Here is a 24,497-nt window from a genome sequence, read left to right as displayed (position 1 = left end):
CTATTAATAATTTTTGAACTTTCGCTTAATGGTTTTGTTCTCTTACCATCGTGGCTAGGCCATGCAAAACCAGATTGTGGCGGATATCGACATTATCAAATTCTTGCTGAATATAAGGAGCGACAACTTTAGAAGCACCCCCTGCAAGAAGAATTTTTGGGGTTGCTCCTATTCCTTCCATCTCTCTTACCGCTCTTTCAATAAGACCTAATTGAGAGTCAACAATTCCGGTTGTAATAGCATCGATAGTATTGGTGGGAAAATCCGTTCTTCTTCCGAATGCTCGTGGCAGATGCGATGTCCCTCTTGCCAAACCTTCGCGCATCATTGCCGGCCCCGGAGCAATTCTTCCACCTAAAAACACATACTCACCAATGCCGGTCGGAATAACACTGTCAATAGTACTGGCAGTCCCTAAATGACAAACTAAAAGAGGTTCGTCTTTATGAAGTGCGACAGAACCAATGGCTGCGAACCACCTATCTGCGCCTAACAGTTCCGGATGGTCGTAGTTGCTCTTAAGAATAAAATCCCCTGTAAATTCTTTTTTGGCTGTAAACCATGTGCATTGCGCTCCGATGCTGCTGAGAAAGTTCTTTGTACTATGAGCAATCCAGTCGGAAGCAACCGTACAACCGTAGGCATTCTTTACACCGAGTTCTTGCCACTTATCTTTGATTTTTTCATCGAGAATACCTGAGGACTCGTGGACGTAAGTAAATGGATTTTCAGGATCATCTAACAGGGACCACTTTAAAGCCGAGTTACCAAGATCAATAAGAATAGATGCCATCTTACCTTCGCCTTTTTTCTAGATAGAAACCAACTACAAGAAAAACTAAAAGAGCCTCAATTATGTACCTAGAACTTCAAAAAAATACTCGGACACATTTGAAGGTGCTCGATTTTGATCTTTTTCGTTAAAAATCCTGTCCACCACGACCGTTTTTAAGGATTTCTCCTGAATTAAACTTTCTTAAAGAATCATCAATGATCAGCTGAATTTCTCCGTCTGAACTAATTCCATTCTCAGTTCCTTCAACGATTTCTTGTGAAGGAAGTCGAAAACTCAACGTTTTTTGATAGAAATAGTCAAATTTTTTCCATCTTTCTCGGAGAAAAGTATCTTGTAACCCGATACTTTGATTCGTTATTTTGAGTACAGAATCTGCCAAAATCTTAATAACATCTTCCCTTTTGGCCTCCTTATCAGAATGCTCCTCAAAAAGGAATGCAATATTCCGGTTGATTTGTTCTTCTAGTTCGCAATTGGGAAATAAATTAACACCGATTCCAAAAACTAGATAGAATCTGCCCGCATACTTAACCGTCTCGATAAGTATTCCGCTTAATTTTCCTTCCGAAGTCATCAAATCATTAGGCCACTTAACCTTGACCTTTGAATTAATCTTCGAGAACTCTTCAGCAAGATTTACGGCTAAGAGAGGACTTAAAGTCATTAGTTCTCGAGTACTGCCCGAATGTTCCACGACCATAGAAAACTTCAGACAGCTCTCCGAATTATCCACCCAGGCTCTTCCCTTCGTGCCTTTTCCTTTGACTTGCTTCTCGGCCACAACCGCATAAGGAGCGCACACCGCTCCATCAAGAACTTTCCTCTTGAGGTAGTCATTGGTCGAATCAACTTCCGGAAGAAACTCAAAGGTGATGCCTTGCTTAGAAAGCTTTTTAGTAACGGATTCAATTGAAAGGTAATCAGACATTTTTGGAACTAAACATTTCAGCAGAATTTCTAATTTATTTGAAGTTACATGCTTCGGTAAAATGGGGGGTTCGAACCATCGAGGAAAAAATGGCCATAAAAGAGATAGAAATGACAGTTCGAGGGAAAAGTGGAAATCTGGAAACCAGACTTTCCATCCCCGGCTGTGCCCCTAAGGGAATTGCATTTCTTTCTCATCCCCATCCTCTCTTCGGTGGAAACATGAATAATAAAGTTATCCATGCTCTAAATAAATCTTTCCTCCAGGAAAATTGGATCACTGTCCGTCATAACTTCCGCGGAGTCGGTAAAAGTCAGGGAGTTTATGACAACGGCGCAGGGGAAACAGAGGATCTTTTAGCCTTGGTACAGTTTTATTTAGAGCTGCCGGAAATCAAAGCACTCTTTTCTTCTAAACCGAAAACTTGCTTTTCGGGATTCTCCTTTGGCACTTATGTGAGCTGCAACGCAGCTTTTTCTAATGCCCCGGATTTCTTGCTACTGCTCGGAACCGCCGCGGAAAAATGGAAGTTCGATTTACCTGCTGTTCCGACATTTTTAATACACGGAGAAAAGGATGAAGTGATCCCCTTGAAGGATGCGCTGGAATGGGCCGGACGTTTCGGCCAGGCTGTCACCGTTATTCCTAATACCGATCATTTCTTCTCAAAACAAATACCTCTGCTGCAGGCCATGATAAAGCGGGCTATTACATGGATGAATCACTATGACCCCTTATAAATTTCTCACTGTATTATCTTTGACTGCTGCTTTGGCTCTCGGCTCATCTCCTGCCTGGTGCAGTAAGGCACCTGCCAAATCCGAAACTCTCGAACAAGAACACAAGTTGCTGTCAGAGGAGCCTTCTTTTGTCTCCTTTGATTTACTCAGCGGTAATTCTTTTGAGACGAATCTTTCCAAACTTGAGATAGACAATATCGAACTTCTTTCTGACCTATTGTCGACTTACGGATTGATTCATTTAATACAAGAAAAGAAAATTGATCCGGCTAAAGAGATAGAACTGACTTCGGCACCGACAACTAAGGCATCTCTGCGTTTGGATCCTGAAAAGAAAATAAAGATCAAAGAACTAGTTACCGCTCTTCTGTTTCTCAAATCTCCTGATGCCAGACTGACTTTGCAAAAAATCCTAACTGATCACTTTGTCGATGCAAAGATTAAAGTAGGTAAAAATGGAGCATTCGATTTAAAAACTTCAAAAATCGACTGCTCGGTTGAAGACTTAACTAATGCTCTGAGCACCGTATTTTTTGAACTCGAAAAAATGGGCGTCAATCCCTTTGATGAAGAATTCGTCATCGGAGACATTAGCTACCCTTCTCAGCTAAAAGCCAGCAGAGGTGAAAAGACGAACATCGTTATGCTCATCGACAAAGACACGAAAGCAGTCCTCTCCTTAGCCCGCATTGACCATCCTAAAAAGAAGAACGCCAGAAAGGAACCCGGTTCTCTTGTCATCAATACGGTAAACAACCCTCTGCCTGCCGGCCAAATCATTAAGCGTTCTTCAAATTTACTCTCTGATGCCGCTAATAATTTTGAGACCTTGAAAATCATATCCAAAGGTAAAATCATCTCAACCGTAGATTTGAAAGGCACTGATAAAAAACAGGTAGTGATGATTGCTCCGGACGATATTTTTATCTCTTTAAAAAAAATTGATCTGCAAGAGCTTAGGCACAATAAAGTTGAACTCCTCATCGAAAGAGATGAACCAATGAAGCTGCCGATTATTTCCGGTTCTCAAATTGGTACCTTACGCATTGTATTTAACGGCCAAACCCTTAAGAATGTACCATTGATGGCCAATGAAAACGTCTATCCTAGCGTGAAGCAGAAAGTCATCGACAAGTTAAATGCCATAATAGATTAGATTGAGGAGTCATCAAAATGTCTGAAGACGTCAAAAAACAAGAACAATCAGAAGAAGAGCTTCCTGCAAAGCTGCTTCAATTCCCATGTGATTTTCCTCTCAAGATCGTCGGAATCAAAGCTGATGACTACAAAGATAAAATTGTTGAAGTCATTAAGAAATACGACCCGGATTACAATCCTGCTGAAGCAAATTTGAAAGAATCTGCGAAGGGCAACTATCTCTCTTTAGGAGTCGTGGTCAGAGCTACCTCTCAAGACCAACTCGACGACTTATACAAAGCGTTAGTTGATCATGAATATACGAAATTTGTTTTGTAATTTTGAATCAGCTTGTATTTCGTCATCTAGGCCTCGTTGATTATCTGGAGACCTGGCAAAAAATGAAAAATTTCGTCCAAGATCGCACAGCCGATTTGGACGAAATTTGGTTTTGCGAGCATCCTTCTGTATTTACGGTAGGCAGACAAGGCAGCCCAAGTCACCTTTTAAATCCGCAAGATGTACCAGTTGTCCATACAGATCGGGGAGGTGAAGTTACTTATCATGGTCCCGGACAAATCGTTGTCTATCCACTCATTCATTTACGTAAAAGAGGATTGCTCCCAAAAGCCTATCTTGAAGCTTTAGAAAGCGCGGTTATCGACACATTGAAAGAAATCGGCATCATCGGCTTCTTAGTCTCCGGGGCTCCCGGCGTTTACGTACAAGGCCCCGATTGTTCCGGTCCATTCAACGGTGCGAAGAAGATTTGCTCTATAGGCATTCGAATCTCCAATGACTGCACTTACCACGGCCTTTCTTTAAATTTCGATGCAGACCTGTCATTCTTTGAAAGAATCAATCCTTGCGGATACAAAGGATTAAAGACGGCCAATATTAAGTCGTTAAACTCAGCTTGTTCTAAACAAGAAATAATTAAAATTCTTGAGAGAAAATTATCGGAGTACTTGATTGAAAAAAAACATTAAACCGCATTCCTTAGAAGCTTGGCTTGCATTTTTTCGTCCTAAGACCTTGTGGATAGCTGCTGCTCCGGTTTTAGTAGGAACCGGATTAGCTTTAGCTTTTGACGGTAAATTTAATTTTTGGATTTTTCTTCTGACATTGCTAGGTGCGATGACCATTCAAGCTATGTCAAATATGGTCAATGACTATGCTTACAACGTCAGAAAAGCAGAACGCTCCGATCGCGTCGGTATTCCGAGAGCCACCACGGAGGGCTGGATTTCCATGGACGCTGCTAAAAAAATGATTGGAGCCATGATAGTTCTTGCCTGCCTTTTTGGTATTGCTCTTATTGTCATCGGCGGCTGGGCTATTGCGCTAATCGCTTTTCTCTCCATTCTTTGCGGGTACTGCTACATGGGTGGTCCAAAGCCAATTGCCTACACGCCGTTCGGAGAATTTTTAGTTTTTCTTTTCTACGGATTATTTGCAGTCGGCGGTACATTCTGGCTGCAGACTTTGAGCTTCAATATTCTGGTTCTTATTCCCGGCACTGCTTTGGGTTTAATTGGTGCTGCCGTGCTCTTTATCAATAACTACCGTGATGTTGAGCATGATTTATCGGTCGGCCGCAGAACGCTTGCAGCGGTTGTAGGTAAAAAAGTCGGCGTGTTCGTCTACTCCTGCATGATTTATATCCCGTTTATCATCGTTGGCTGGTTAAGTATTGCTAACCATTCTTATTGGCCGTTCTTGTTTATTTTGCTTGCTCTTCCGAGAGCCAGTTTCTTGCCCTCCATTCTTAAGAAAACTCAGCAGGCTGACATAACGTTCTTAATGCTTAGAACCATCAAACTCGAAGTTCTTTTTGCTCTCTTGCTTACAATCGCAGGAATTGGCGTGTTTTACTTAACATGGCCTCTCGGCAGCCTTTCTGCCTCAACAATTTTCGCTATTCCTTTTTAAAGTAGGATTTCCATGACGGACTTTATTCCCAAGGAACAGAGAACAACTAAAAAAATAAAGCAGTATGAAGTTTATCGGTTAAATGAAGTCAAGCTGCCTAAACCTTCCTGGCTTAAAGTCCGGATTCCTGCCAATGCTCTCAAAGTTAAAGAAGTCAGAGAATTGTTAGCTGACAAAGGCATGCATACTGTTTGCCAGGAAGCAAACTGCCCTAACCTAAATGAGTGCTTCAATAAGAAACGTGCTACCTTTTTACTAATGGGACAGATTTGTACCCGAAGATGTCCTTTCTGCGATGTAGCGCATGGTAAACCTTTGCCTCTCGATCCGAAAGAAGCCGACCATATCGTCGAAAGCATCAAACGTTTAGGCATTAAATTCGTCGTTCTTACCAGCGTCGACAGGGATGATCTTAAAGACGGCGGTGCTTCTCACTTTGTGCATTGCGTAAAAAAAATTCAAACTGAAACTGATGCAAAGGTAGAAATCCTGATTCCTGATTTCCGAGGAAGATTAGAGCGAGCTCTTGAAGTATTGAAAGAAATAAAGCCCGATGTGCTCAACCACAATATTGAAACGGTTCCTCGTTTGTATCGTGAGGTTAAGCCCGGAGGAAACTACGAACACTCTTTGACTTTGTTAAAAAGATGGTCGGAGATTTATCCGGATTGTCCGACAAAGAGCGGCTTGATGGTAGGTCTCGGAGAAACCGATGAAGAAATCATCCAAGTCCTTAAGGACTTAAGAGCCAACAATGTTCAGATGGTCACGATCGGCCAGTACTTGGCTCCTAGCAAGTATCACCATCCTGTGCAAAGGTATGTCGATCCGGATACGTTTAAAAAATATGCACAGACTGCTAAAGAACTTGGCTTTAGCAGCTGTGCAAGCGGTGCATTAATCAGATCAAGTTACGGAGCTGCCGAGCAGGCTTCCGAATTCAATCAATTACTTAATGACGGTCAGAACATCTGATAAATTCTCAACGGACCAAACTTTTTCCGCGAGATTCTTTTTCAGATCTTCCCAATGCCTGAGTCCTTCCGGCGTCAGATTTTCTTTTTTGAAACTTCTGCCGGTCTGAATAAAGTCGTCATCAATCACTCCCGGTTTGAGTGCGACCTTAACAGTTTTATCTCTTAAAGAAATTTCGAAGTACATATGGCCGTAAACGCCTTCAGGAGCGCACAAAGGAGCCTCCTTAAGTACTTCATACCTTCCGGCGGTGACGGCCCTAGAAATCATTTCTACGGCGTCTCTGAGCCCTGGACCCGGAAAAGCAGTTTTGAAGCTGATATCTTCTCTTCTCGGAATTTCTCCGTCTTCAGAAAGATAGTTAAGAGCCCAGTACATCAGGCGGTATCCTAAGGACAAACCGCCGATGCTGTCTTTTCCGTGGTAAAGAACGCAAGCATGGAACGGGATGTCTAATTCAACACCCTTTTCAACAACCTTGACGATTTCTCTATTCATCATTTCTGCATTGCCATTGGTAAGACGAGATCTTTAACGTTGACGGTTTTCTCCATCATGCCGTTTTCCTTAAGGAACTTCTGGTCAGCTTCCAAGCCTTTGATATCTTCGTCAGTCAAAGTATCGTAGTAGTTGCTCCAGTTCTTTAAAGTTTCTGCGTCTTTAAGAGAGATACCGTGTTCTTTAGCACCGATTTCTAAAGCTTCTTTCGGGTGGGCCTTAATCCAAGCGAGAGCGTCTCTGTTGACTTTAACTATTCTCTTCAAGATTTCAGGATTTTCATCAGCAAACTTCTTAGAAGCTGTCATGACGAGGTTCGGTTCTGTATAGCCGTCTGCAGTAGCAATAGTTTTTGCACCGTTTGCATTTGCTTTGATAACGCCGCCGGCAGCCAAGAGAGCTGCGTCAACTTTACCGGCCATCATGGCTGTCATGCCCTTTGGAATATCCATGGAGATAAAGTTGACATCTTTCGGATCGACGCCGTTCTTTGTCAAAGCGGCAACTAATGTCTGATGAAGAACTGTGCCTTTCGGACCGACAACGGTCTTACCCTTCAAGTCTTTAACCGTCATCTGTGGGCCCGGCTTGCCGACAATAGCAAAAACTTTTGTCGGGTGAGCAACGCCTGTTGCGACGACGACCGGATTACCGGCAGAGTTAGCCATTAATAATGAAGCTGTGTTCATTGTGGCGCTGACATCCAGGGAACCGGCTGCCATGGCTTGTGTCTGTTTAGCGCCGGAAGTGATGTCGTGCCATTTGATTTTGATGCCGTCTTTCTTGAACTCGTTCTCGAGCATATTGTTATGCTTCATCACCATGTTCTGCAGATTGAACGGGGCCTTAACATAAGCAATATTGATTTCTGAAGGAGCAGCAAATACGCTTGCAGCAGCCATGGAAAGTACGAGAACAGAGAGTACTGATTTCAGTTTCATTATTAATAATCCTTATTTAAAAACAGAGTGTAAGAGGTAATTTTGATAGTTCAAAAGACGGGAATCTCCAATTTGCCGAGGGGTTTCTACGTCGATTTTTAAATCTTTTTCAGCCTTCCCATGATTCAGATAGATAACTCGATGGCTAAGAAAAACAGCTTCATTTATGTCATGAGTAATCATCAGCATCGTCATCGATAGTTCTTTTTGCAGTCTGGAGAAATCAGACTGCAACTTAGTTCTGGTCATAAAATCCAGAGCACTAAAAGGTTCATCTAATAGGAGAATATCAGGTTTAGATATAACCCCACGGGCCAAACCAACACGTTGAGCCATCCCCCCGGAAAGCTCACTTGGATACAAGTCCTGAATATCACCGAGACAAACTAACTCGAGAGCTTCTTTAACAAGTTTTTTTCTAATTGTTTCTTCTTCATGACGAATGGGAAGCTCAAGATTCTGTCCTACCGTTTTCCAAGGAAGAAGCCGAGCTTCTTGGAACACGTATGAAATTCTCGGTTCTTTAATTTCTTGTCCGTCTTTGTCATAAAAAATGACCTTTCCTTCGTCGGCCTTTTCAATGCCGCTGATGAGCTTTAAAAGCGTTGTCTTACCGCAGCCGCTTTTCCCGATAACGGTTGTCAGTTCATTGGCAGAGATATCCAAAGAGAAATTATCAATTGGAGTGATAACGCCTTTAGCAGAGTTAAAACTTTTCTTTAAGTTTTCTATTTTGATTCCGGAAGCCATTATTTCTTCATCCAAGGAGAAAATTTATGAGTAATCCACACAAATAACTGATCTCCCAAAATGCCGAGAATAGCAATACTGAAAATGCCCACAAACACTTTATCGGTTTGAGACATTTCACTCGCGTCTCCAATCAGATATCCGAGTCCGGACGATGCGGCAATCAATTCGGCACCGACCAACGCTCTCCAGGAATAACCGAATCCCAAACGAAGTCCGGTAAGAACACTGGGAAGGGATCCGGGAAGCTCTACATGGAAAAATTTTTCTTTTTTATTAAGACGTAAGACGGTAGCCAGCTCAGTGAAATTCTTATCTATCTGTCTGAAGCCTGATAAGGCATTGAAGTAGATAGGAAAGAAACTAGCCAGAATTACGATAGCGACTTTTGAAGCCTCTCCGATACCGAGCCAAAGAATAAGCAAAGGAACTAATGAGAGGGGCGGGATGAATCGCAGGGCCTCCATTACCAACTTCAATCTGCTCTCGGTTTTAGTCGAGTAATAGCAAATATAAGCAGTCGGAAGCGCAATTAAAGCTGCGATGCAGAAACCGCCCAAAGATCTCATGGAACTCGCCAAAATATGGGTTTCTAAGGTCCCATCTTTGATGAGCTGCCCAAAACTTTCTAAGACCTGCTCCGGAGGAGGAAGCAAGAATGAGTTAAAAATGCCTAAATGTGCAACGAAAGCCCAGACGATCAAAATCACCGCCGGAACAATCAGCAAATTAAAAGCATTTTTACTCACTTGGAATCCTCAAAAATTTTTGTTATTTTAAATGAGAATTATTATCAATTCACTATTTTAATTTATAGGAATTGTTTCTGCTCCGGTCTGGACTTCCGTTTTTTCGGTGACTGCGGAGGGGTTCTCTTTGATTAACTTTCTTCTCTCCAATTCTTCCGGCGTAATGATTTCCATCAGAGTCACAACTTTGACGACTCCCGGGACTTTAGCGGCCACTGCAGTGATGATATCTGCCTCGCGCTGAGTTACCGTTCCCATCAAATAAGCGATTCCTCGGTCGACGGTTACTTTCAGAGAAGTTAACGTAACATCCTTATTATCCAGAAGAGCTGCTCTGACTTTACTTGCTGTTAACGAATCGTTCATTCTTGTAGTAAAAGGAACGTTATTCATTACTGCCAGTTCGTTATAGACGGAAGTTACACCGTTAATAGACTTAACGATTTCGCCGGCCTTTTCTTTGTCATCTTCAGAACCGACTTCGCCGGTCAGCAATACTCTTCCTTCGTAGGCCGTAACCGTAATATGACTGGAAGAGAAATTTGCTTGAGCCAACTGGACGCTAGCCTTTGTTTCAATTACTCCGTCATTAGTTACGTCACCAACGCTGCGTCTATCGACTGCAACGGCGGTTCCACCCACGGCAGCCGAACCGATAAGTACTGGGGCACAGGCGCTAAGGACCAAAGAAGAGGTTAAACATGTCAATACTAAAAGTTTTTTCATCAATAACCTTTTTTACTTTGTGTAGAAAACATTTTATTCACTTAACACTTGGTAACTTTACTCGATTATTTCCTTTTTGGATTGTCTGATTTCAATTATTGGAAGTGGTGAAGAACCGATTTAGGCGAAAAAAACTTCCAACTTATGTCAGTAATTTGTTGATAATATTTGAGTAACTTATAAATTTTGTGGATAAGTCCACTTTTAAAAAGTTATCCACAATTCGTCTACATTGATTTCTTATAAATATCCACAATGCAAATTCATATTAACCTATTGTTATTAAATAAATTTTATAAGTTATCAACGAAAAATTTAAACACTTCTATACCTATTTAATAGATAATATATATATAGGAGATAAAGAAGCTGCCTTCCGAAATGTGTAAAAGAAAAGACAACTATCTTTGAGCAAATCTCGAACAAGACCTAATCAATAATTCTTTTCTTCCTTCCTGCTTCTTGAGAATGAAGCTCTCTGAAGATTTTGAGCTAAATTTTTTAGCTGTTATTTAGTTATCAAAACCCTCAAATTTTATTAATTATTTGATTTAATAAAAGATTTTCTTTATAGAAATACATCAAAATACATCCTGTCTTCCTGGTTAAGATTTTGTATTGCATCGGTAGCAAAGAGGCGGAAAGAAATAGCTTATAGCCGACAATAATAACTGGAAGAGAAACTTGCCAAAAATCTGATTTCTATATAGTCTGTTTGAAGCCAGAATAATCCACAAAAATCTGTGGATAACGATTGGCTTTCTTGTGGATATTAAGATTACAAAACTTTTGCCTGAGTTATTCACACACTCTCTACCAAGTTATTAGTTTGATTTCAACACTCACAACATTTATAACTCTTTGAAAATAATCAAACAAATTAAGTTACCCACAAAAAAGAATATGTCTACTATTACATCCTTATAAAAATTATATAAATGACAAAATATACGTAGAACAAGCTAAATAAGTGAATAACAACGGAGTTGCTATTTGGGTAAGAAAATCGCTAGAAGCCGAACCACGCTCCGTTGAAGCTGCAGACATAAGTCTGCGGTAGTTCACAAGCGATCCGTCAAATGAAGCACGATTCGCAGATTCTCTTGATACTTCATCTTTGTCAGATCGCGTTATCTATCCTTAGTTTAGAGAAGAGTTTATTTGTTGTTGAAAAAATCTCTATTGAGGCGAGCCTCTAATACTTTTGCCAAAATCTCCAATTGTTTTTTGTACTCGGGATCGGTGTTCTTCGGACTTTGGTCATTGACGAAGCGTCCTATATTAGTTGCTCCTCAAAAACCTGCGGTGTCATCATCAACAACCTTATAAGCATTCAAGTACTTATCCCATACTTTATCCAATTTTCCGATACCATCTCCCACTGTACCTTGGCCGCCTCCAAGCCAACCAGCATTCATAATAGTATAGATGCCTTTTCCTTTGAGCATTCCTTCTAAGCCTTTGGGAGTGTCCTTATAAGCGAACTGCTTAGAAAAAACTCTCTCCATATAACCTTTGGTTATTGCGTTTGGACTATCGTGCCAATTCGGATAACAGAAGATAATGTAGTCAGCTTGAGAAACAAATTTTTGCTCAGGAACAATGTCTTGTGGAGTAGGACCAAAGCCATCTTTGGCGTGGTAAAAGGTTTCCGGAGAGAGAACCGGATTGAATTTAAGCTTGTATAAGTCTCTTACTTCAACCTCATATCCTTTTTGTTTAAAAAAATTGATAGCTGAATTAACCAAAAAACCTTCTAAAGAGCTCTCGAAACGCGGATCCCCAACAACAAATAAAACTTTCTTGGCTTTACTGTCAGTAAATCCTGTAGAAATAGCTGTAACACGAAGAGATTCGGGAACAATCGTAGCTGATGTTATTGCGTCGATGCTTTTATTTTCTGTTGTCGGCTTCGGAATAGACGCTGAAGAAACGGCATCAGCAGCATGAACCGAAAATGAAATAGCAGAGAGGATGGAAAGAAGAAGAGTCGTTGACTTAACCATAGATAGCTCCATTTAGCATTGCCTCAGGAATCGGATCATTCACGCGACGCCTAGAGGCGAAGATTAAAGGATCACGACGACGGCGAAACGTTAAAGGAGGCACAGAGTGCTACCTAGCCATGACTGTAGCTTTTTAAAAGCGCTCTTCATTTTAGTTCAACAGAAAGAAGACTTAAAGCTGGGAAATTCCCGGAAATTACTTGGTAGTCAACTCAGAACTTTGTGGTTGGAAAAAATTTCATCAAAAAAATTGACTGCTAATAATCCACAAAAAGATGTGAATTGTTGTTTGATTCTTTGTGAATATCTCTTGGCTTCAGAGAAAAAGAAAATTATCCACAAAACACATACCAAGTTATCAGGGATTTTTTAACAGAGTAAACCATTCTAACCATTTGAAAAAATTGAATTATTTAGAATTATCCACAGAAAATAGTTTCCCTTCTACTATTACTTTATTGAGATCTTAATTTTTAAAAGATCTACGTAGTTCAAAGAATTTCCGTGGATAAACAAAAAGCTGCCTTAGAGAGAATCCTGGCGGACAAATCAATAATGGCAGCTTAGGCGTTTTTAAATATTAACGATTTCAGTCTTAACGATATCTTTCATTTCAGAATTCAATACGGCATCATAAAGTTTGCCTTTAAAGCCAATCCATACCTCAGCTTCTTCTTCATTAGCAGTGCCGGTATAGAACTTTCTACCAGCCTTTAAGAATTCAGGTGTGATTACTCCTTCCTTGGCCGTAATTTTCATTACTTTGGAACCATATCCAATCTCAAAATAGAGTTTTCCAAAGATGCATTCCGGAGCATCAACAAATTCGTCTGGAAGAACTAAGAAACGTTTTCTTGTAACGCACCTTCCGATCATTTCTGCAGAATCAGTAATACCGGGACCGGCAAAAGCAGTTTTAAACGTAATGAGATTTCTCTGAGCAACTTCACCTTCAGGAACTAATTCGTCTAAAGCCATTTTCAGCATACGGAAGCACAATGCTAGACCGCCGCATCTTTTTAGGCCATGGTATTTTTCGCAATCCTCCAACGTAAGCGTGGTGATTGTTTTTCCATTTTCGGTAACTTTGATTTCTTCAGTTTGCATTTCAGTACTCAATAAAAAAGTAAAACGTTATTCAAAGGCAACAGGAAGAATGAGGTTGGCTGTATCGACATCCTTTCTCATCATGTTGTTTTCTTTCAAAAACTTTTTGTTGACCTCGAGATCTTTAACATCTTGAGCTGTCATGGCAGAGAAATAGTGACTTCTTGAAATGAGCGTCTTTGAATTTTCTACAGAAATACCGTGCTCTTTGGCTCCCATTTCTGCAGTTTTTTCAAGATTCTTATTCATCCAGTCAAGAGCCTGTTTATAGACTTTGTTTACGCGGGCCACGATGTCCGGATGTTCTTTCGCAAATTTTTCCGTTGTTGTCATGATCAATGTCGGCTGCACTAAACCTTCAGCAGAGACGATGGTTGGAGCACCCGCTTTGTTGGCTTTAATTAGTGCACTGCTTGCAACCAAAGCAGCATCGGCTTGACCTGCAAGAATTGTACTGAGAGCTTTAGGAATGCCCATACTTACGAACTGAACGTCTTTTTCTGTAAGACCTTCTTTTTCTAAAGCTGCTACTAAAAGCTGATGAAGGAATGTTCCTTTAGGACCAACGACTTTCTTTCCTTTTAAGTCTTTGATTGAGAAGTTGGTACCAGGCTTAGAGACAAGTGCAAAATTCGATGTTGGTCTTGCTAAACCTGTCACTACTCGAATTGGCAGTCCTTCCGCATTAATCATCAACAAAGCGGCTGTATTCATATTTCCGGCAATATCAAGAGCGCCTGCGCCCATCGCACGAGCAGCTTCCGGACTCGTTCCCATGTTGTGCTAATTGACTTTGATGCCGTCTTTTTCGAATTCCTTCTCTAAAAGCTTATGGTCCTTCAATACCAGAAGCTGAAGAACAAATGGTGGTTTAACGTAACTGATGTTTAGCTCAGAGATAGGTGCAGAGGCAAAAGAAATTGAAGAAAAGAAGAGAGCCGCTGAGGCCGTAAGAACCTTGAACTTCACGAAATTCTCCTTGGAAAATCAACGAGTTTCTGACTCAAAAATGAGAAAAAGAAAAATAAAAGATAATGATAATTGTAATCATTTATCAACACTTTCTTAACATACAAAATAAGAAAATGCTTTTTGAGCCAAAGGTTTTGTTATTTGTTTTATTGTAATTGTTTGATTTATATATTGATTTTGAAATAAAGTTTCCAGTTTTCTTTCAAGAAAATCACTCTATTTTATGAGTTCTATAATTTTGTTGCCGATGACAAAATTCTTTGTTGCTAAAGTACTATGAGACACAATAGTCAAAGGATAATGTAACACTATAGTTTTATTTTTTTAGTCCCTGGCCAAGAAGCCTTCCGTTTAGTTTCTTCCTATTTTGTTACTAGTTAGACGGCTTTAGAGAGCCGTAGAGGGAGGACACGGTTCTTTGTCAAATAAAAAGCCCGATGGCTTGCATCGGGTCTATAAAGGAAATATTCGGATTAGGTATCAATATTTCCGGCAAGAAGAGCATTGTCTTCAATAAACTTTCTTCTCGGTTCTACTTCATCGCCCATCAGCTTTGTAAATGTCTGATCGGCAAGAATTGCATCGGAGATTTCTACCTTAAGAAGCTTTCTGTGACCCGGCATCAAAGTCGTTTCAGCCAACTCTTCTTTGTTCATTTCACCCAGCCCTTTGAATCGGGACATACCTTTCAAATTAGAACGCCCTTCTTCTAAGACTTTTGTCAAGGCTTGGCTGAAGTTCTGGACCGGTTGAATATTGTCTTTGTTGCCTTTTTTGCTGACAACGCAGGCACCTGGTTTCAGCAAAGTGCCGAATACCTTACCGGCTTCTTCTAGCTTTCTGAAGTCGTCTGTGGAAACGAAAGAAGGAAGAATCTTGGTTTCAATTATCTTATTGAAGCTCTTTCTCTGAATAAGAATGTAAGGTGTTCCTTCAGAGTCTTTCTGAACGGAAATTGATACAGCCGGATCAAAGACTCTCTGTCTTAAAGCTTGGACGGATTCATTGACTTTTTCATCATCGGAAAACTCAACGGAGGCACCGGCAGCGATGGCTTCCAAAGCAGTCGGATCAATAAATCTGGAGAAGTGACTGATGACGGTCTGGGCTTCGCTGTATTCCAAGAAGAGTTTCTTCAACTCTTCGCCTTCGATAGGCTGATTAGCTGCTCTGGCCTCTTCAGAAACATATAGAACGGAGTTCTTGATACCAAGATTGACCAAGAATGTATTGAGCTGAACATCATCTTGCAGATAGATCTTAATATCCCTGCCTTTGTCTTTCTTAGTAACAACGCCGTTGTCGCTATCCTCGCCGTTTCCGTCCTCGTCGGCTCCCTTAGGAATTTCTACACCGCTCAGTTTGCTTGGAGGCAATGTAACTTTGTAGAGAGGAGGCTGTGCAATGAAAATATGTCCCTGTTCAATCAGTTGCGGAACTTGTCTGTAGAACAACGTTAAAAGAAGCGTTCTGATGTGTGCACCGTCAACGTCCGCATCGGTCATGATAATGACGCGGTTATAGCGAAGGTTGTTGATGTTGAAATCTTCACCGATACCGGTTCCTAAAGCAGTAATCAGCGTTGTAATCTGTTCACTGCTGAGAAGCTTCTCTAAACGGGCTTTCTCAACGTTTAAGACTTTGCCTCGAAGCGGAAGAATCGCTTGGAATCTTCTGTCTCGTCCTTGTTTGGCGGAGCCGCCGGCGGAGTCTCCCTCCACCAGGAACACTTCACAGAGCGCACGGTCTCGTTCAGAGCAGTCAGCTAACTTGCCCGGGAGACCGGCAGTATTGAGAAGCCCTTTTCGGCGTGTGTTTTCTCTGGCTTTCCTTGCAGCATCGCGGGCGCGTCCGGCGTCAATAATCTTCTGACAGATAATCTTGGCGTCTTTCGGATTTTCTTGAAGGAAGCTTTCTAAACCGGCTCTGACGATTTGCTCAACTGCCGGTCTAGCCTCTGAAGAAACAAGCTTATCTTTTGTCTGAGAGCTGAACTTCGGCTCAGGCATTTTGACGGACAATACACAAGTCAGACCTTCACGAGTGTCTTCACCGGACAGCTCGATCTTGTCCTTCTCTTTCTTGTTCGGATTCATCTCGTTAATGTAGTTCTTCAAAACGCTTGTCATTGCGCTTCTCAAACCATTAACGTGAGTACCGCCGTCTTTCTGAGGAATGTTGTTGGTGTAAGCCAAGAAATTCTCAGAATAGCTGTCTGTCCACTGCATGGAGACTTCTACATTAATCACTTCACCCGGATTAATCTCGATGGACTTGTTGATGTAGAAGATGTTGTCATGAATCTTGGTCTTGCCTTGATTGATAAATTCAACAAAGCCTTGAACACCGCCGGCGTATTGGAAAATTTCATCTTTTCCTGTTCTCATATCAGCAAGATGAATCTTCACGCCGTTATTTAAGAAAGAAAGCTCTCTTAGACGGGTAGAAAGTGTTTCATAAGAGAATTCAACTTTTCCGAAAATCTCTGCATCCGGTAAGAAGCAGACTTCGGTTCCTCTTCTCTCGGTTTCTCCGGAAGTGCGCATCGGAGAAACTTCAACTTCTCCGTTAGCAGTTTGAACTTTTTCAATCAAGCGATCTTGAAGAACGCCTCTCTTAAAATCCAAATAACGTTCTTTCCCTTCTCTGCGGACAATTAGGCGAAGCCAGGTGGACAGTGCGTTTACGCAGGAGACGCCGACACCGTGAAGGCCACCGGAGACTTTGTAGCTGTTTTGGTTGAATTTACCGCCGGCATGTAGCTCGGTCAAAGCAATTTCCGCAGCACTTCTCTTCGGTTCATGTTTGTCGTCGAGTTTTACGTCCGTAGGAATGCCGCGCCCGTTGTCTACGACAGAAATAGAATTGTCAGAATTAATTGTCACGTTGACGGAATCAGCAAAACCTGCCAAGGCCTCGTCAATGGAGTTGTCCACAACCTCGAAGACCAAGTGGTGCAGACCGGTACCGTCGGAAGTATCTCCAATGTACATACCCGGCCTCTTTCTGACCGCTTCTAGGCCCTCTAAAACCTGAATGGAATCACTTCCATAGGCCTCAGCTAAGTTTGTTTGTTCTACGTCGCTCATTACTACTTTACCTACTTACTGAATTTATTTGTACTGCATTAGATCCTGACTGGCATGACGACAAACTTGAAGTTTTCGCTGTCAGGAACACGAACCAACCCTGAGCTGAGCGGGCCGCTTAAAGAGAATCTGATCTTTTCTGTCTTGACTACTGCCAACATATCAAGGAGATAGGAAATATTGAAGATAATTTCCATTGGCTCGCCTTTGTAGTCGATCTCAATTTCATCGATGGCTTCTTCCATATCGGCATTTGTAGTGGCAAGAACCAGACGATCTTCGGAAAGAGTCCAGCGGACATTTCTAACCTTGTCCATAGAAAGAATTGCCACTCTTTGCAATGTCTTAATCAGCTGTTCTCTGTCAACCATGAATTCTTTATCGTTCTTAGTCGGAATAACACGTTCGTAATCCGGATATTTGCCTTCAATCAGTTTGGAAAGAATATCAATATTGGCAAAATGAACTTTAATCTGTTTTTCGGAAATGCTGATTTTGAGCATTTCTTCTGTATCAGGAATCAAACGGAGAAGCTCTCTTGCTGTTTTCTTCGGAAGAATGGCTTCGCATTTTCCTGCAAACGGCTCATCCAATTCGTTTTGGAACAAGGAGAGTCTGTGACCGTCAGTACCAACTGTTCGTACGATATTGTTTTCAGCAGAAACATAGACGCCGTTTAAGAAATAACGGACGTTGTTGACGGCTGCGGCAAACTGAACCATTGCCAGCATGTTTTTAAACTTCATGCATGGCATAGCGAAGGAATATTGGAATTCCATCTGCTCTTTCATAATTGGATACTGCTCGGCATCGATAGTCTGCAGATCGAACTTGGTTCTTCCGGATTTGATAATGACGTGATTATCAGAGTAGAAGATGGAGACTTCTGCGTCATCGGCAATAGTAGAGAGAATGCCGCAGAGCTTTGCAGCAGAAACGGTAGTGGCAAAATCTTCATCGCCCACTCCGATGGCTGCATCGGACGTTACTTCAATCTGTTCATCGGAACCGGTGAAGGTGACCTTCTGCCCTGTTTTGCGAATCAAAATATTTGCCAGGATTGGAATGGTATTTTTCTTCTCTACTGCTCCGCTGACGGCCATGATTGGTTTAGCGACCTCAGCTTTAAAACCCTTGATAATCAAAGTGTCTGCCATTTCTAATTTCCTTTAATAGTATTTTTTAAGCCCAGTTTTTCAATGATTGCTCAATGAGATGGAGGGTATGATTCAGCTCCGGATCTGCAGCTCTTTCTTTAGATATCTTTCTCACTGCATTTAATACCGTAGTGTGATCTCTGCCTCCGAAGGAACTGCCGATATCCATAAGAGATTTTTGAGTCAATTCCTTGGCTAAGTACATAGCAATCATTCTTGGTTTGACAATGCTCGCTTTTCTGGAAGATGAGTACATATCAGCAATCTTGATGTTGAAATGCTGAGCTGTTTCTTTTTGAATGTTTTCCAGCGAGATCGGACCGGTAGATGTCATACCGCGAAGAGCACGTGTAGCAAGTTCAACAGTGATTGGAGCGTTGTAAACCTTTGCATTCATGATCACGGTATTAAGCGCGCCTTCGAGTTCTCGAATGTTGGTATTCATGCGTCTGGCAATGTAATAAGCCACATCTTCGGGAAGTTCCAGTCCCTGCTGTTTTGCCTTTTTAAACAAGATGGCCGCTCTCAGTTCAAATTCGGCCGGTTCAATACCGACGGACAAGCCTTTTGTCAGTCTTGAAATAAGTCGGTCGTCAAAGTCGGAAAGCTGACGTGCATAAGTATCGCAAGTCATGATGATCTGCTTATTATTTGGCAGAAGACTTTCGAAAATACCGAATAAGTGATTCTGGGTACCCCCTTTCTTGGCCAACAGCTGCACGTCGTCCATCAGGAGAACATCTAAAGTTCTGTAGGTTTCATCGAACTTCTTGATCTTTGCATCGGAAAAGGTACCTCCGCTGGAAAGATCAACGACCTCTCTGACGAATACGTCAGCAGAAACACAGCGAATCTTTGCCTTCGGATTGTTTTCTAAAATCCTGCGTCCGATTGCATGCATCAGATGGGTTTTGCCTAAGCCGACTCCGCCGTAAATGAAAAATGGATTGAATTGAGTACCCGGCTGGGAGCTCACAATCTCTGCACTGCTTCTGGCAACTTCGTTAGCTTTACCTGTAACGAATGTATCAAAGGTTAGTCCGCGGTGAAGTCCGCACTGTTCTGCCAGCTGGTCGATCGAAATTTCAGGCTTAATCTCCTCACCCGGTGGATCGAACAAAGGAAGTTCGATTTCTGTCGGAATGATCGGATTGGCAGTTTGGGCAACCAAAAATTTTATGGTTATAGGTTGTCCTGCAACTTGAGAAGCAAGAGACTGAAGACGGTCTGCCCAGTTTTTTCTCAAATATTGAAGATGAGGCTGAGAGGGTACAGTCAGAGTGAGCTTACCTTCCGCTTCTTCAGGGGACTGGTGATAAGCAATCTTCTTAAACCAGGTCGCATAAATGTCAGATGAGACACTTCCCCGAAGCTCTGTTAAAACTTTTTCCCAAATATTCTTCATTTACAAAGGGTTATAAAAGAAAATAAATAATCTGGATCAGAATAAAGACAATCCCGGACAATCCGACATTTTACCTTTATTTAATGGCTTCTTCTTGTGCTTAAAGAGGTAAACCTCGCGGATTGTCAGGAAAATTTATTGCTGTGGCGAAACAGGAATATGCCTTGAGACAAGCCGAGAAAAAATCATAATAAATCTTGAGGGCAGAATGCTCGTATTTACAGGCCTCCCCGTATGTTTTTACCCAGCGCTCCAAGCTCATTTATGAAGTGCAATTGTTAGAGGGGGAAATTAGATATTTTGATTTTAAATTCAATAGTATTTTGTTGTAACAATTTCTTTTAAGGAGAAATTTGACACTGACTACCCAATTGGAGCTTATAATACTGAACTTTTATTTTACGACACCTGTCTCTTATGCACAGGTAATTGATTTTTGAGTTTAACGCAACTAAGCAAACTCATTTAAAGGATTTTGAGATGGCAACAAAACGTACATACCAACCTTCTAAAGTTAAACGTGCTCGTACACACGGCTTCTTGGTTCGCAGCAGAACACGTCACGGCCGCAAGGTTTTAGCTGCACGCCGTCGTAAAGGACGTCACGTTTTAGCTCTCTAATTTTGCTGGAGATGACGAAGCTGAAAGATTCGTCGCTAGGGCCTGAGAAAAGGATAAAAAGTTCCTCAGAATTTTTAAGAATTCTACAGGCTAGATTTCCTGAAGCCACAAAGTGCTACTCTGAGTGGTTTGAGGCGAAAGCCCTATTTAAATTCGAGCATGCTCGGGTTAGGTACGGCTTTACTGTAGGAAAAAAATTTGCTGTTCGCTCAGTAGATAGGAATCTTGTTAAGAGACTGTTGAGAGAGTCGGCCAGAAGTAATTCAGCTGCTTTTGAGGCGTTGGCTGAAGAGAAAAAGGTCGGCTTGGACATCAACTTGAGATTGAAGAAAAAATACGTTTTTCCGGCTCAATCTTTGAAGTCTCTTAAACAAGAAATTCGTGCTGATGCAGATCTTTTAATGAAGAACCTGTACGACAAAGTGACTCAGTGTTGTAAAGGCGGGTCGTAATGCTTAAGACCATCCTGATTGCCGCAGTGAAGTCCTACAGGTTCCTTTTCTCACCCTGGGTTGGGCACAACTGTAAGTTTCTGCCTACCTGTTCTCAATACTCACTGACAGCTCTGGAAAAATATGGAGCAATCAAAGGTACTTATCTGACGGTCTGCCGTTTGCTTCGGTGCAGTCCTTTTACTAAGGGCGGCATTGATGAAGTGCCCGAAAAATTTAAATGGAATTGCTGGTGTAACGATTGCACATCCGGCAAAAATAATCCCTCGTTCTTGCAATCAACTATAGAGCAATCCAATCATGGGAAGTGACATTCAAAGAGCCCTCTTATGGATTTTATTCGGCTTGTCTGCGTTCATGCTTTATGACCGTTGGCAGGTCTATAACGGACATCCATCATTAATTGGAGCGGACACTGAACAGACTGCTCCAGCTAATACTGCCTCTAATGCTTCTGTAACTCCGCCGACTGCAACCGGTTCCGGCGTGGTCCCTCAGGAAGCAGCTCCAGCTGTTAAGAAAGCAGATCTGATTACCGTCGAGACAGATTTAGTGAAGTTGTCTATTGATCCTAACGGGGCCGTTATTGCTGGTTCTCAACTCTTAAAAGAAAAGCAGCAGGTACCTTGGACTGATGTCGGCTTGGTCGGAATGATTCTTGGTAACAAGCCGGAACCGGCCAAAGATGTCGAGCTCTTTACTGATAAGGGCAAAAAGATTTATGTTGCCCAGACAGGGTTGATTGGCGGTGCCTTTCCTACTCACAAGACTGAGTTCAAATTAGTTCCAGGTCCTTTGAAGTTGGAAGATGGTAAGAACACTCTTGAAGTTAAATTCGAAGGTGAAGCAGGCGGAGTAAAAGTTGTTAAGACCTATACTTTCGAGCGCAACCACTATGGCATCAAGGTTTCTCATCAAGTATTCAATAATACCGGTCATGAAATCAAACCTTCCGTTTATTACCAGTTGACTAGAGACGGTGATAAACCTGAGGGCGAAAGCACAATGGTCAATGCTTACACCGGTACAGCTGTTTACACGGAAAAAGAAAAATTCCAGAAAGTTTCATTCGGTGACATTGCTGACGGCGACAGAGATTACCAAGTCAATGCTGACAACGGTTGGATTGGAATTATTCAGCACTACTTCGTTTCCGCTTGGGTTCCGACTCAAGGTGTAAACAGAGAAAACTACACACGTAAGTTGGCTGATAACCTTTACTCTATCGGTTCTATTGCTGAAATGAATGCAATTGCCCCGGGAGCAAATGCAACTGCCGAAGCAGTTCTTTATTCCGGTCCGCAGGATCAGGAACGTTTGGAACAAATTGCTCCGGGACTTTCCTTGGTTGTCGACTATGGATGGCTTACATTCCTGGCTAAGCCTATCTACTGGCTCCTTTCCTTCCTTCACTCTATCGTTGGAAACTGGGGTTGGGCTATCGTACTTTTGACATGTATTGTTAAAGCAATTCTGTACCCGCTTTCCTTGGCAGGCTACCGTTCTATGGCCAAGATGAAAGATCTTGCTCCGAGAATGAAAGCTTTGAAAGAAAAATATGGTGACGACAAACAGCGTCTTAACATGGCCATGATGGAAATGTATAAGACCGAGAAGATCAATCCGGTCGGCGGATGTCTTCCTATTCTTCTTCAATTACCGGTCTTCTTGGCCTTGTACTGGGTACTTCTGGCCTCCGTTGAGTTACGGGATGCTCCCTGGATTCTTTGGGTTACTGACTTAGCTGCCCCGGATCCATGGTTCATTCTTCCTGTTCTGATGATCATTTCTATGGTTATTCAGTTCAAACTGAACCCGACTCCTCCAGATCCAATGCAAGCAAAAATGATGGCTTTCATGCCGTTCATCTTCGGTGCAATGTTCATCTTCTTTGCTTCCGGTCTGGTTCTTTACTGGCTCGTCAACAACATTCTCTCTATTGTTCAGCAATACGCGGTAAACAAGCAGATTGAAAGAGACAGGCTAAAAAGACAATCGAACTAGCCAATGAATAAGAACATTCCCGCTCTCAGAGCGGGAATGTTTTGGTTCTAATTAATGACCCCTCTTTTGCGAGGGGTTTGTTTTTTTTGCTCATAAAACTTCTTGAAAAGCAAGTGTTTTTTCTTTCGCATATTGAGTCCGCACACTCGTATCCTTCTAGGTTCGGCCTTTAGACTGGCGTCAGTTTAAAATTGAATTGCTTATGAATACCGCCTATCTCGTTTTTGTTTTAGGAATACTTTCGGCCTTTGGGCCATTTGTCATCGATATGTATTTACCGGCACTGCCGGAGATGACACAAGTATTTGATTGTTCCACTGCTTCCGTCCAGCTTGGCCTTACCTTCTGCATGGTCGGTTTAGCCGTGGGACAGCTCTTTTTAGGACCTATGAGCGATAAGTACGGGCGCAAATCTGTGCTCTATCTTTCTCTGTTGCTGTACATTGCCGCTACGTTTCTTTGCTGTCTTTCTGAAAGTATTGAATTCTTTACTTTTGCTAGATTCCTCCAGGGCCTGGGAGGTTCGGGTGCTATCGTCTACTCCCGCTCGTGTCCAACCGATCTTTACTCTGGCAGACAATTAGCCAAAATGATCGCGATTGTTGGCGCAGTTAACGGTATCGCACCGGTCGCAGCGCCTGTTATTGGTGGTTTTTGCGCAAAATTCATAGGGTGGAGGGGAATTTTTTATGCCTTGCTCGGAATCGGCATTGTCGTTACCGCAATGGTTATCCCTGTTAAAGAAACGCTGCCTAAATCAAAAAGAATTCAAGGTTCGCTCCTCACTTCTTTTAAGGGTTTTCTCTTGGTGTATGAGGCTCCCGGCTTCGGGATTTACAGCACAGTATTCGGTCTCTCAATGGCAGCTCTTTTTGCTTATATTTCCTCTACCCCTTTTATTCTTCAAGACTTTTTCGGTGTATCTCAACTGACTTTTTCACTTATCTTCGCGCTCAATGCGGTTGGAATTGCTATTGGGGCGATGCTCGCGCTTAAGGTCTCAACCACACAAAAGGCAAGTTTTATCGGAAGCCTTATCGGTTTTCTTTGTGCTGCCGCCGGCCTCTGTATCTGCTACTTCCACCAAGATATGTACATCTATGAGGCTTCTATCTTTTTAATGCTCTTTTTCTGCGGTTTTATTTTTACGGGAGCGACAGCCACTGCGATGAATGCCGGACGTAAATACGCAGGGGCTGCTTCTGCAGTGATCGGCGCTGTGGGATTTATTTTCGGAGGACTGGTCTCCCCGATTGTGAGCTGGGGAACTATCCTTTTCACGAGTTTCATCATCTGCACTATTGCTTTGGGATTAAGTACATTGCTTCTGCTTGTAGGCGGTGAAAAAAAACATGGTGTGCCTGTTTCAACGACTAACAATCACTAAAAGCCGTGTTTATGTGATCTGCGTGATCCTGCATCTTCGATCCCACCTTTTTACCGGTCAATGTTTTGAAGGCAGATAATTTCTCGAAAAAGATTAAGGGAAGATATAAAAAACGAAAGCCGAGA

The 24,497-nt window shown here is 42.1% G+C and carries 25 protein-coding genes; 11 read left to right on the top strand and 14 right to left on the bottom strand.

The window, feature by feature from the left end; all coding sequences use genetic code 11:
• Positions 1 to 25 precede the first annotated feature (25 nt).
• Entirely contained in the window at positions 26 to 793 is a 768-nt protein-coding gene (locus ADH67_RS04120) for a type III pantothenate kinase (RefSeq protein ID WP_066594630.1), read from the bottom strand.
• Positions 794 to 920: 127 nt separating this feature from the next.
• A complete protein-coding gene (locus tag ADH67_RS04115; RefSeq protein WP_066594632.1) occupies positions 921 to 1,724 on the bottom strand; it encodes a biotin--[acetyl-CoA-carboxylase] ligase in 804 nt (267 codons plus the stop codon).
• Positions 1,725 to 1,834: 110 nt separating this feature from the next.
• Here ADH67_RS04115 and ADH67_RS04110 point away from each other — a divergent pair, with 110 nt between their 5' ends.
• Genes ADH67_RS04110 through lipA form a run of 6 tightly spaced genes read left to right on the top strand, consistent with a single transcriptional unit; the run spans position 1,835 to position 6,508 of the window.
• Complete coding sequence (locus tag ADH67_RS04110; protein ID WP_201415731.1) at positions 1,835 to 2,464, top strand: alpha/beta hydrolase; 630 nt, start codon at positions 1,835 to 1,837, stop codon at positions 2,462 to 2,464.
• Positions 2,451 to 3,620, top strand: a complete 1,170-nt coding sequence (locus ADH67_RS04105) for a hypothetical protein (protein ID WP_066594636.1) — start codon at positions 2,451 to 2,453, stop codon at positions 3,618 to 3,620. Before ADH67_RS04110 ends, ADH67_RS04105 begins: the two co-directional genes overlap by 14 nt.
• Positions 3,621 to 3,637: 17 nt before the next feature.
• Positions 3,638 to 3,940 (top strand): HP0495 family protein, encoded by a 303-nt coding sequence (locus ADH67_RS04100; RefSeq protein WP_066594638.1) that lies wholly within the window; start codon positions 3,638 to 3,640, stop codon positions 3,938 to 3,940.
• A gap of 2 nt (positions 3,941 to 3,942) precedes the next feature.
• Entirely contained in the window at positions 3,943 to 4,590 is a 648-nt protein-coding gene (lipB, locus tag ADH67_RS04095) for a lipoyl(octanoyl) transferase LipB (protein WP_089275705.1), read from the top strand.
• The gene (gene menA / locus ADH67_RS04090) at positions 4,574 to 5,533 is read left to right on the top strand and encodes a 1,4-dihydroxy-2-naphthoate octaprenyltransferase (protein WP_084081553.1); all 960 of its coding nucleotides are present in this window, start codon (positions 4,574 to 4,576) and stop codon (positions 5,531 to 5,533) included. The genes lipB and menA overlap by 17 nt, the downstream gene beginning before the upstream one ends.
• Positions 5,534 to 5,545: 12 nt before the next feature.
• Positions 5,546 to 6,508, top strand: coding sequence for a lipoyl synthase (gene lipA, locus ADH67_RS04085; RefSeq protein WP_066594642.1), 963 nt, complete (start codon positions 5,546 to 5,548; stop codon positions 6,506 to 6,508).
• On the opposite strand, the gene ADH67_RS04080 is transcribed toward lipA, so the two are convergent.
• From ADH67_RS04080 to dnaA, 12 genes are all read right to left on the bottom strand, one after another.
• A complete protein-coding gene (locus ADH67_RS04080; RefSeq protein WP_236578580.1) occupies positions 6,482 to 7,009 on the bottom strand; it encodes a hypothetical protein in 528 nt (175 codons plus the stop codon). The genes lipA and ADH67_RS04080 overlap by 27 nt on opposite strands.
• Positions 7,006 to 7,947: an ABC transporter substrate-binding protein gene (locus ADH67_RS04075; protein ID WP_066594644.1), complete on the bottom strand. Its 942-nt coding sequence runs from the start codon at positions 7,945 to 7,947 to the stop codon at positions 7,006 to 7,008. Before ADH67_RS04075 ends, ADH67_RS04080 begins: the two co-directional genes overlap by 4 nt.
• 12 nt (positions 7,948 to 7,959) lie before the next feature.
• Entirely contained in the window at positions 7,960 to 8,697 is a 738-nt protein-coding gene (locus tag ADH67_RS04070) for an ABC transporter ATP-binding protein (RefSeq protein ID WP_066594646.1), read from the bottom strand.
• Positions 8,697 to 9,446, bottom strand: a complete 750-nt coding sequence (locus ADH67_RS04065; protein ID WP_066594647.1) for an ABC transporter permease — start codon at positions 9,444 to 9,446, stop codon at positions 8,697 to 8,699. Before ADH67_RS04065 ends, ADH67_RS04070 begins: the two co-directional genes overlap by 1 nt.
• A gap of 57 nt (positions 9,447 to 9,503) precedes the next feature.
• Positions 9,504 to 10,172, bottom strand: a complete 669-nt coding sequence (locus ADH67_RS04060; protein WP_066594648.1) for a BON domain-containing protein — start codon at positions 10,170 to 10,172, stop codon at positions 9,504 to 9,506.
• A gap of 1,292 nt (positions 10,173 to 11,464) precedes the next feature.
• Positions 11,465 to 12,178, bottom strand: a complete 714-nt coding sequence (locus tag ADH67_RS04055; RefSeq protein ID WP_236578581.1) for an NAD(P)H-dependent oxidoreductase — start codon at positions 12,176 to 12,178, stop codon at positions 11,465 to 11,467.
• A 573-nt stretch (positions 12,179 to 12,751) separates the two neighbouring features.
• On the bottom strand, positions 12,752 to 13,285 hold the full coding sequence (locus ADH67_RS04045; RefSeq protein WP_066594655.1) for a hypothetical protein: 534 nt from the start codon (positions 13,283 to 13,285) through the stop codon (positions 12,752 to 12,754).
• Between the two features lie 27 nt (positions 13,286 to 13,312).
• Positions 13,313 to 14,062, bottom strand: a complete 750-nt coding sequence (locus ADH67_RS04040) for an ABC transporter substrate-binding protein (RefSeq protein ID WP_236578582.1) — start codon at positions 14,060 to 14,062, stop codon at positions 13,313 to 13,315.
• 6 nt (positions 14,063 to 14,068) lie between these two features.
• Positions 14,069 to 14,254, bottom strand: coding sequence for a hypothetical protein (locus ADH67_RS13425; protein WP_236578583.1), 186 nt, complete (start codon positions 14,252 to 14,254; stop codon positions 14,069 to 14,071).
• A gap of 476 nt (positions 14,255 to 14,730) precedes the next feature.
• A complete protein-coding gene (locus tag ADH67_RS04035; RefSeq protein WP_066594657.1) occupies positions 14,731 to 17,346 on the bottom strand; it encodes a DNA gyrase subunit B in 2,616 nt (871 codons plus the stop codon).
• Positions 17,347 to 17,384: 38 nt separating this feature from the next.
• A complete protein-coding gene (gene dnaN / locus ADH67_RS04030; RefSeq protein ID WP_066594659.1) occupies positions 17,385 to 18,503 on the bottom strand; it encodes a DNA polymerase III subunit beta in 1,119 nt (372 codons plus the stop codon).
• Positions 18,504 to 18,528: 25 nt separating this feature from the next.
• Positions 18,529 to 19,908, bottom strand: coding sequence for a chromosomal replication initiator protein DnaA (gene dnaA / locus ADH67_RS04025; RefSeq protein WP_066594661.1), 1,380 nt, complete (start codon positions 19,906 to 19,908; stop codon positions 18,529 to 18,531).
• A gap of 480 nt (positions 19,909 to 20,388) precedes the next feature.
• Here dnaA and rpmH point away from each other — a divergent pair, with 480 nt between their 5' ends.
• The 5 genes from rpmH (at position 20,389) to ADH67_RS04000 (ending at position 24,372) form a co-directional block, all read left to right on the top strand.
• Positions 20,389 to 20,529 carry a 50S ribosomal protein L34 gene (gene rpmH / locus ADH67_RS04020; protein ID WP_066594663.1) on the top strand — a complete coding sequence of 47 codons (141 nt, stop codon included), beginning with the start codon at positions 20,389 to 20,391 and terminating at the stop codon, positions 20,527 to 20,529.
• 11 nt (positions 20,530 to 20,540) lie between these two features.
• Positions 20,541 to 20,981, top strand: coding sequence for a ribonuclease P protein component (locus ADH67_RS04015; protein WP_066594665.1), 441 nt, complete (start codon positions 20,541 to 20,543; stop codon positions 20,979 to 20,981).
• Positions 20,981 to 21,292, top strand: coding sequence for a membrane protein insertion efficiency factor YidD (yidD, locus tag ADH67_RS04010; protein ID WP_066594667.1), 312 nt, complete (start codon positions 20,981 to 20,983; stop codon positions 21,290 to 21,292). The genes ADH67_RS04015 and yidD overlap by 1 nt, the downstream gene beginning before the upstream one ends.
• Positions 21,282 to 22,985, top strand: a complete 1,704-nt coding sequence (gene yidC / locus ADH67_RS04005) for a membrane protein insertase YidC (protein WP_066594669.1) — start codon at positions 21,282 to 21,284, stop codon at positions 22,983 to 22,985. Before yidD ends, yidC begins: the two co-directional genes overlap by 11 nt.
• A 202-nt stretch (positions 22,986 to 23,187) precedes the next feature.
• Positions 23,188 to 24,372 (top strand): multidrug effflux MFS transporter, encoded by a 1,185-nt coding sequence (locus ADH67_RS04000; protein WP_066594671.1) that lies wholly within the window; start codon positions 23,188 to 23,190, stop codon positions 24,370 to 24,372.
• The last annotated feature ends 125 nt before the right edge of the window (positions 24,373 to 24,497 follow it).

This window comes from Turicimonas muris (assembly GCF_002221595.1).
In the GTDB taxonomy this organism is placed as follows: domain Bacteria; phylum Pseudomonadota; class Gammaproteobacteria; order Burkholderiales; family Burkholderiaceae_F; genus Turicimonas; species Turicimonas muris.
The sequence above is the reverse complement of the archived record's forward strand: the minus strand, read 5'-3'. Positions and strand labels throughout refer to the sequence as shown.

Coding starts and splice junctions, on each gene's coding strand:
- ADH67_RS04120 (WP_066594630.1), bottom strand. CDS start 793: ATGGCATCTATTCTTATTGATCTTGGTAACTCGGCTTTAAAGTGGTCC.
- ADH67_RS04115 (WP_066594632.1), bottom strand. CDS start 1,724: ATGTCTGATTACCTTTCAATTGAATCCGTTACTAAAAAGCTTTCTAAG.
- ADH67_RS04110 (WP_201415731.1), top strand. CDS start 1,835: ATGACAGTTCGAGGGAAAAGTGGAAATCTGGAAACCAGACTTTCCATC.
- ADH67_RS04105 (WP_066594636.1), top strand. CDS start 2,451: ATGACCCCTTATAAATTTCTCACTGTATTATCTTTGACTGCTGCTTTG.
- ADH67_RS04100 (WP_066594638.1), top strand. CDS start 3,638: ATGTCTGAAGACGTCAAAAAACAAGAACAATCAGAAGAAGAGCTTCCT.
- lipA (WP_066594642.1), top strand. CDS start 5,546: ATGACGGACTTTATTCCCAAGGAACAGAGAACAACTAAAAAAATAAAG.
- ADH67_RS04080 (WP_236578580.1), bottom strand. CDS start 7,009: ATGATGAATAGAGAAATCGTCAAGGTTGTTGAAAAGGGTGTTGAATTA.
- ADH67_RS04075 (WP_066594644.1), bottom strand. CDS start 7,947: ATGAAACTGAAATCAGTACTCTCTGTTCTCGTACTTTCCATGGCTGCT.
- ADH67_RS04070 (WP_066594646.1), bottom strand. CDS start 8,697: ATGGCTTCCGGAATCAAAATAGAAAACTTAAAGAAAAGTTTTAACTCT.
- ADH67_RS04060 (WP_066594648.1), bottom strand. CDS start 10,172: ATGAAAAAACTTTTAGTATTGACATGTTTAACCTCTTCTTTGGTCCTT.
- ADH67_RS04055 (WP_236578581.1), bottom strand. CDS start 12,178: ATGGTTAAGTCAACGACTCTTCTTCTTTCCATCCTCTCTGCTATTTCA.
- ADH67_RS04045 (WP_066594655.1), bottom strand. CDS start 13,285: ATGCAAACTGAAGAAATCAAAGTTACCGAAAATGGAAAAACAATCACC.
- ADH67_RS04040 (WP_236578582.1), bottom strand. CDS start 14,062: ATGGGAACGAGTCCGGAAGCTGCTCGTGCGATGGGCGCAGGCGCTCTT.
- ADH67_RS04035 (WP_066594657.1), bottom strand. CDS start 17,346: ATGAGCGACGTAGAACAAACAAACTTAGCTGAGGCCTATGGAAGTGAT.
- dnaN (WP_066594659.1), bottom strand. CDS start 18,503: ATGGCAGACACTTTGATTATCAAGGGTTTTAAAGCTGAGGTCGCTAAA.
- dnaA (WP_066594661.1), bottom strand. CDS start 19,908: ATGAAGAATATTTGGGAAAAAGTTTTAACAGAGCTTCGGGGAAGTGTC.
- rpmH (WP_066594663.1), top strand. CDS start 20,389: ATGGCAACAAAACGTACATACCAACCTTCTAAAGTTAAACGTGCTCGT.
- ADH67_RS04015 (WP_066594665.1), top strand. CDS start 20,541: ATGACGAAGCTGAAAGATTCGTCGCTAGGGCCTGAGAAAAGGATAAAA.
- yidD (WP_066594667.1), top strand. CDS start 20,981: ATGCTTAAGACCATCCTGATTGCCGCAGTGAAGTCCTACAGGTTCCTT.
- yidC (WP_066594669.1), top strand. CDS start 21,282: ATGGGAAGTGACATTCAAAGAGCCCTCTTATGGATTTTATTCGGCTTG.
- ADH67_RS04000 (WP_066594671.1), top strand. CDS start 23,188: ATGAATACCGCCTATCTCGTTTTTGTTTTAGGAATACTTTCGGCCTTT.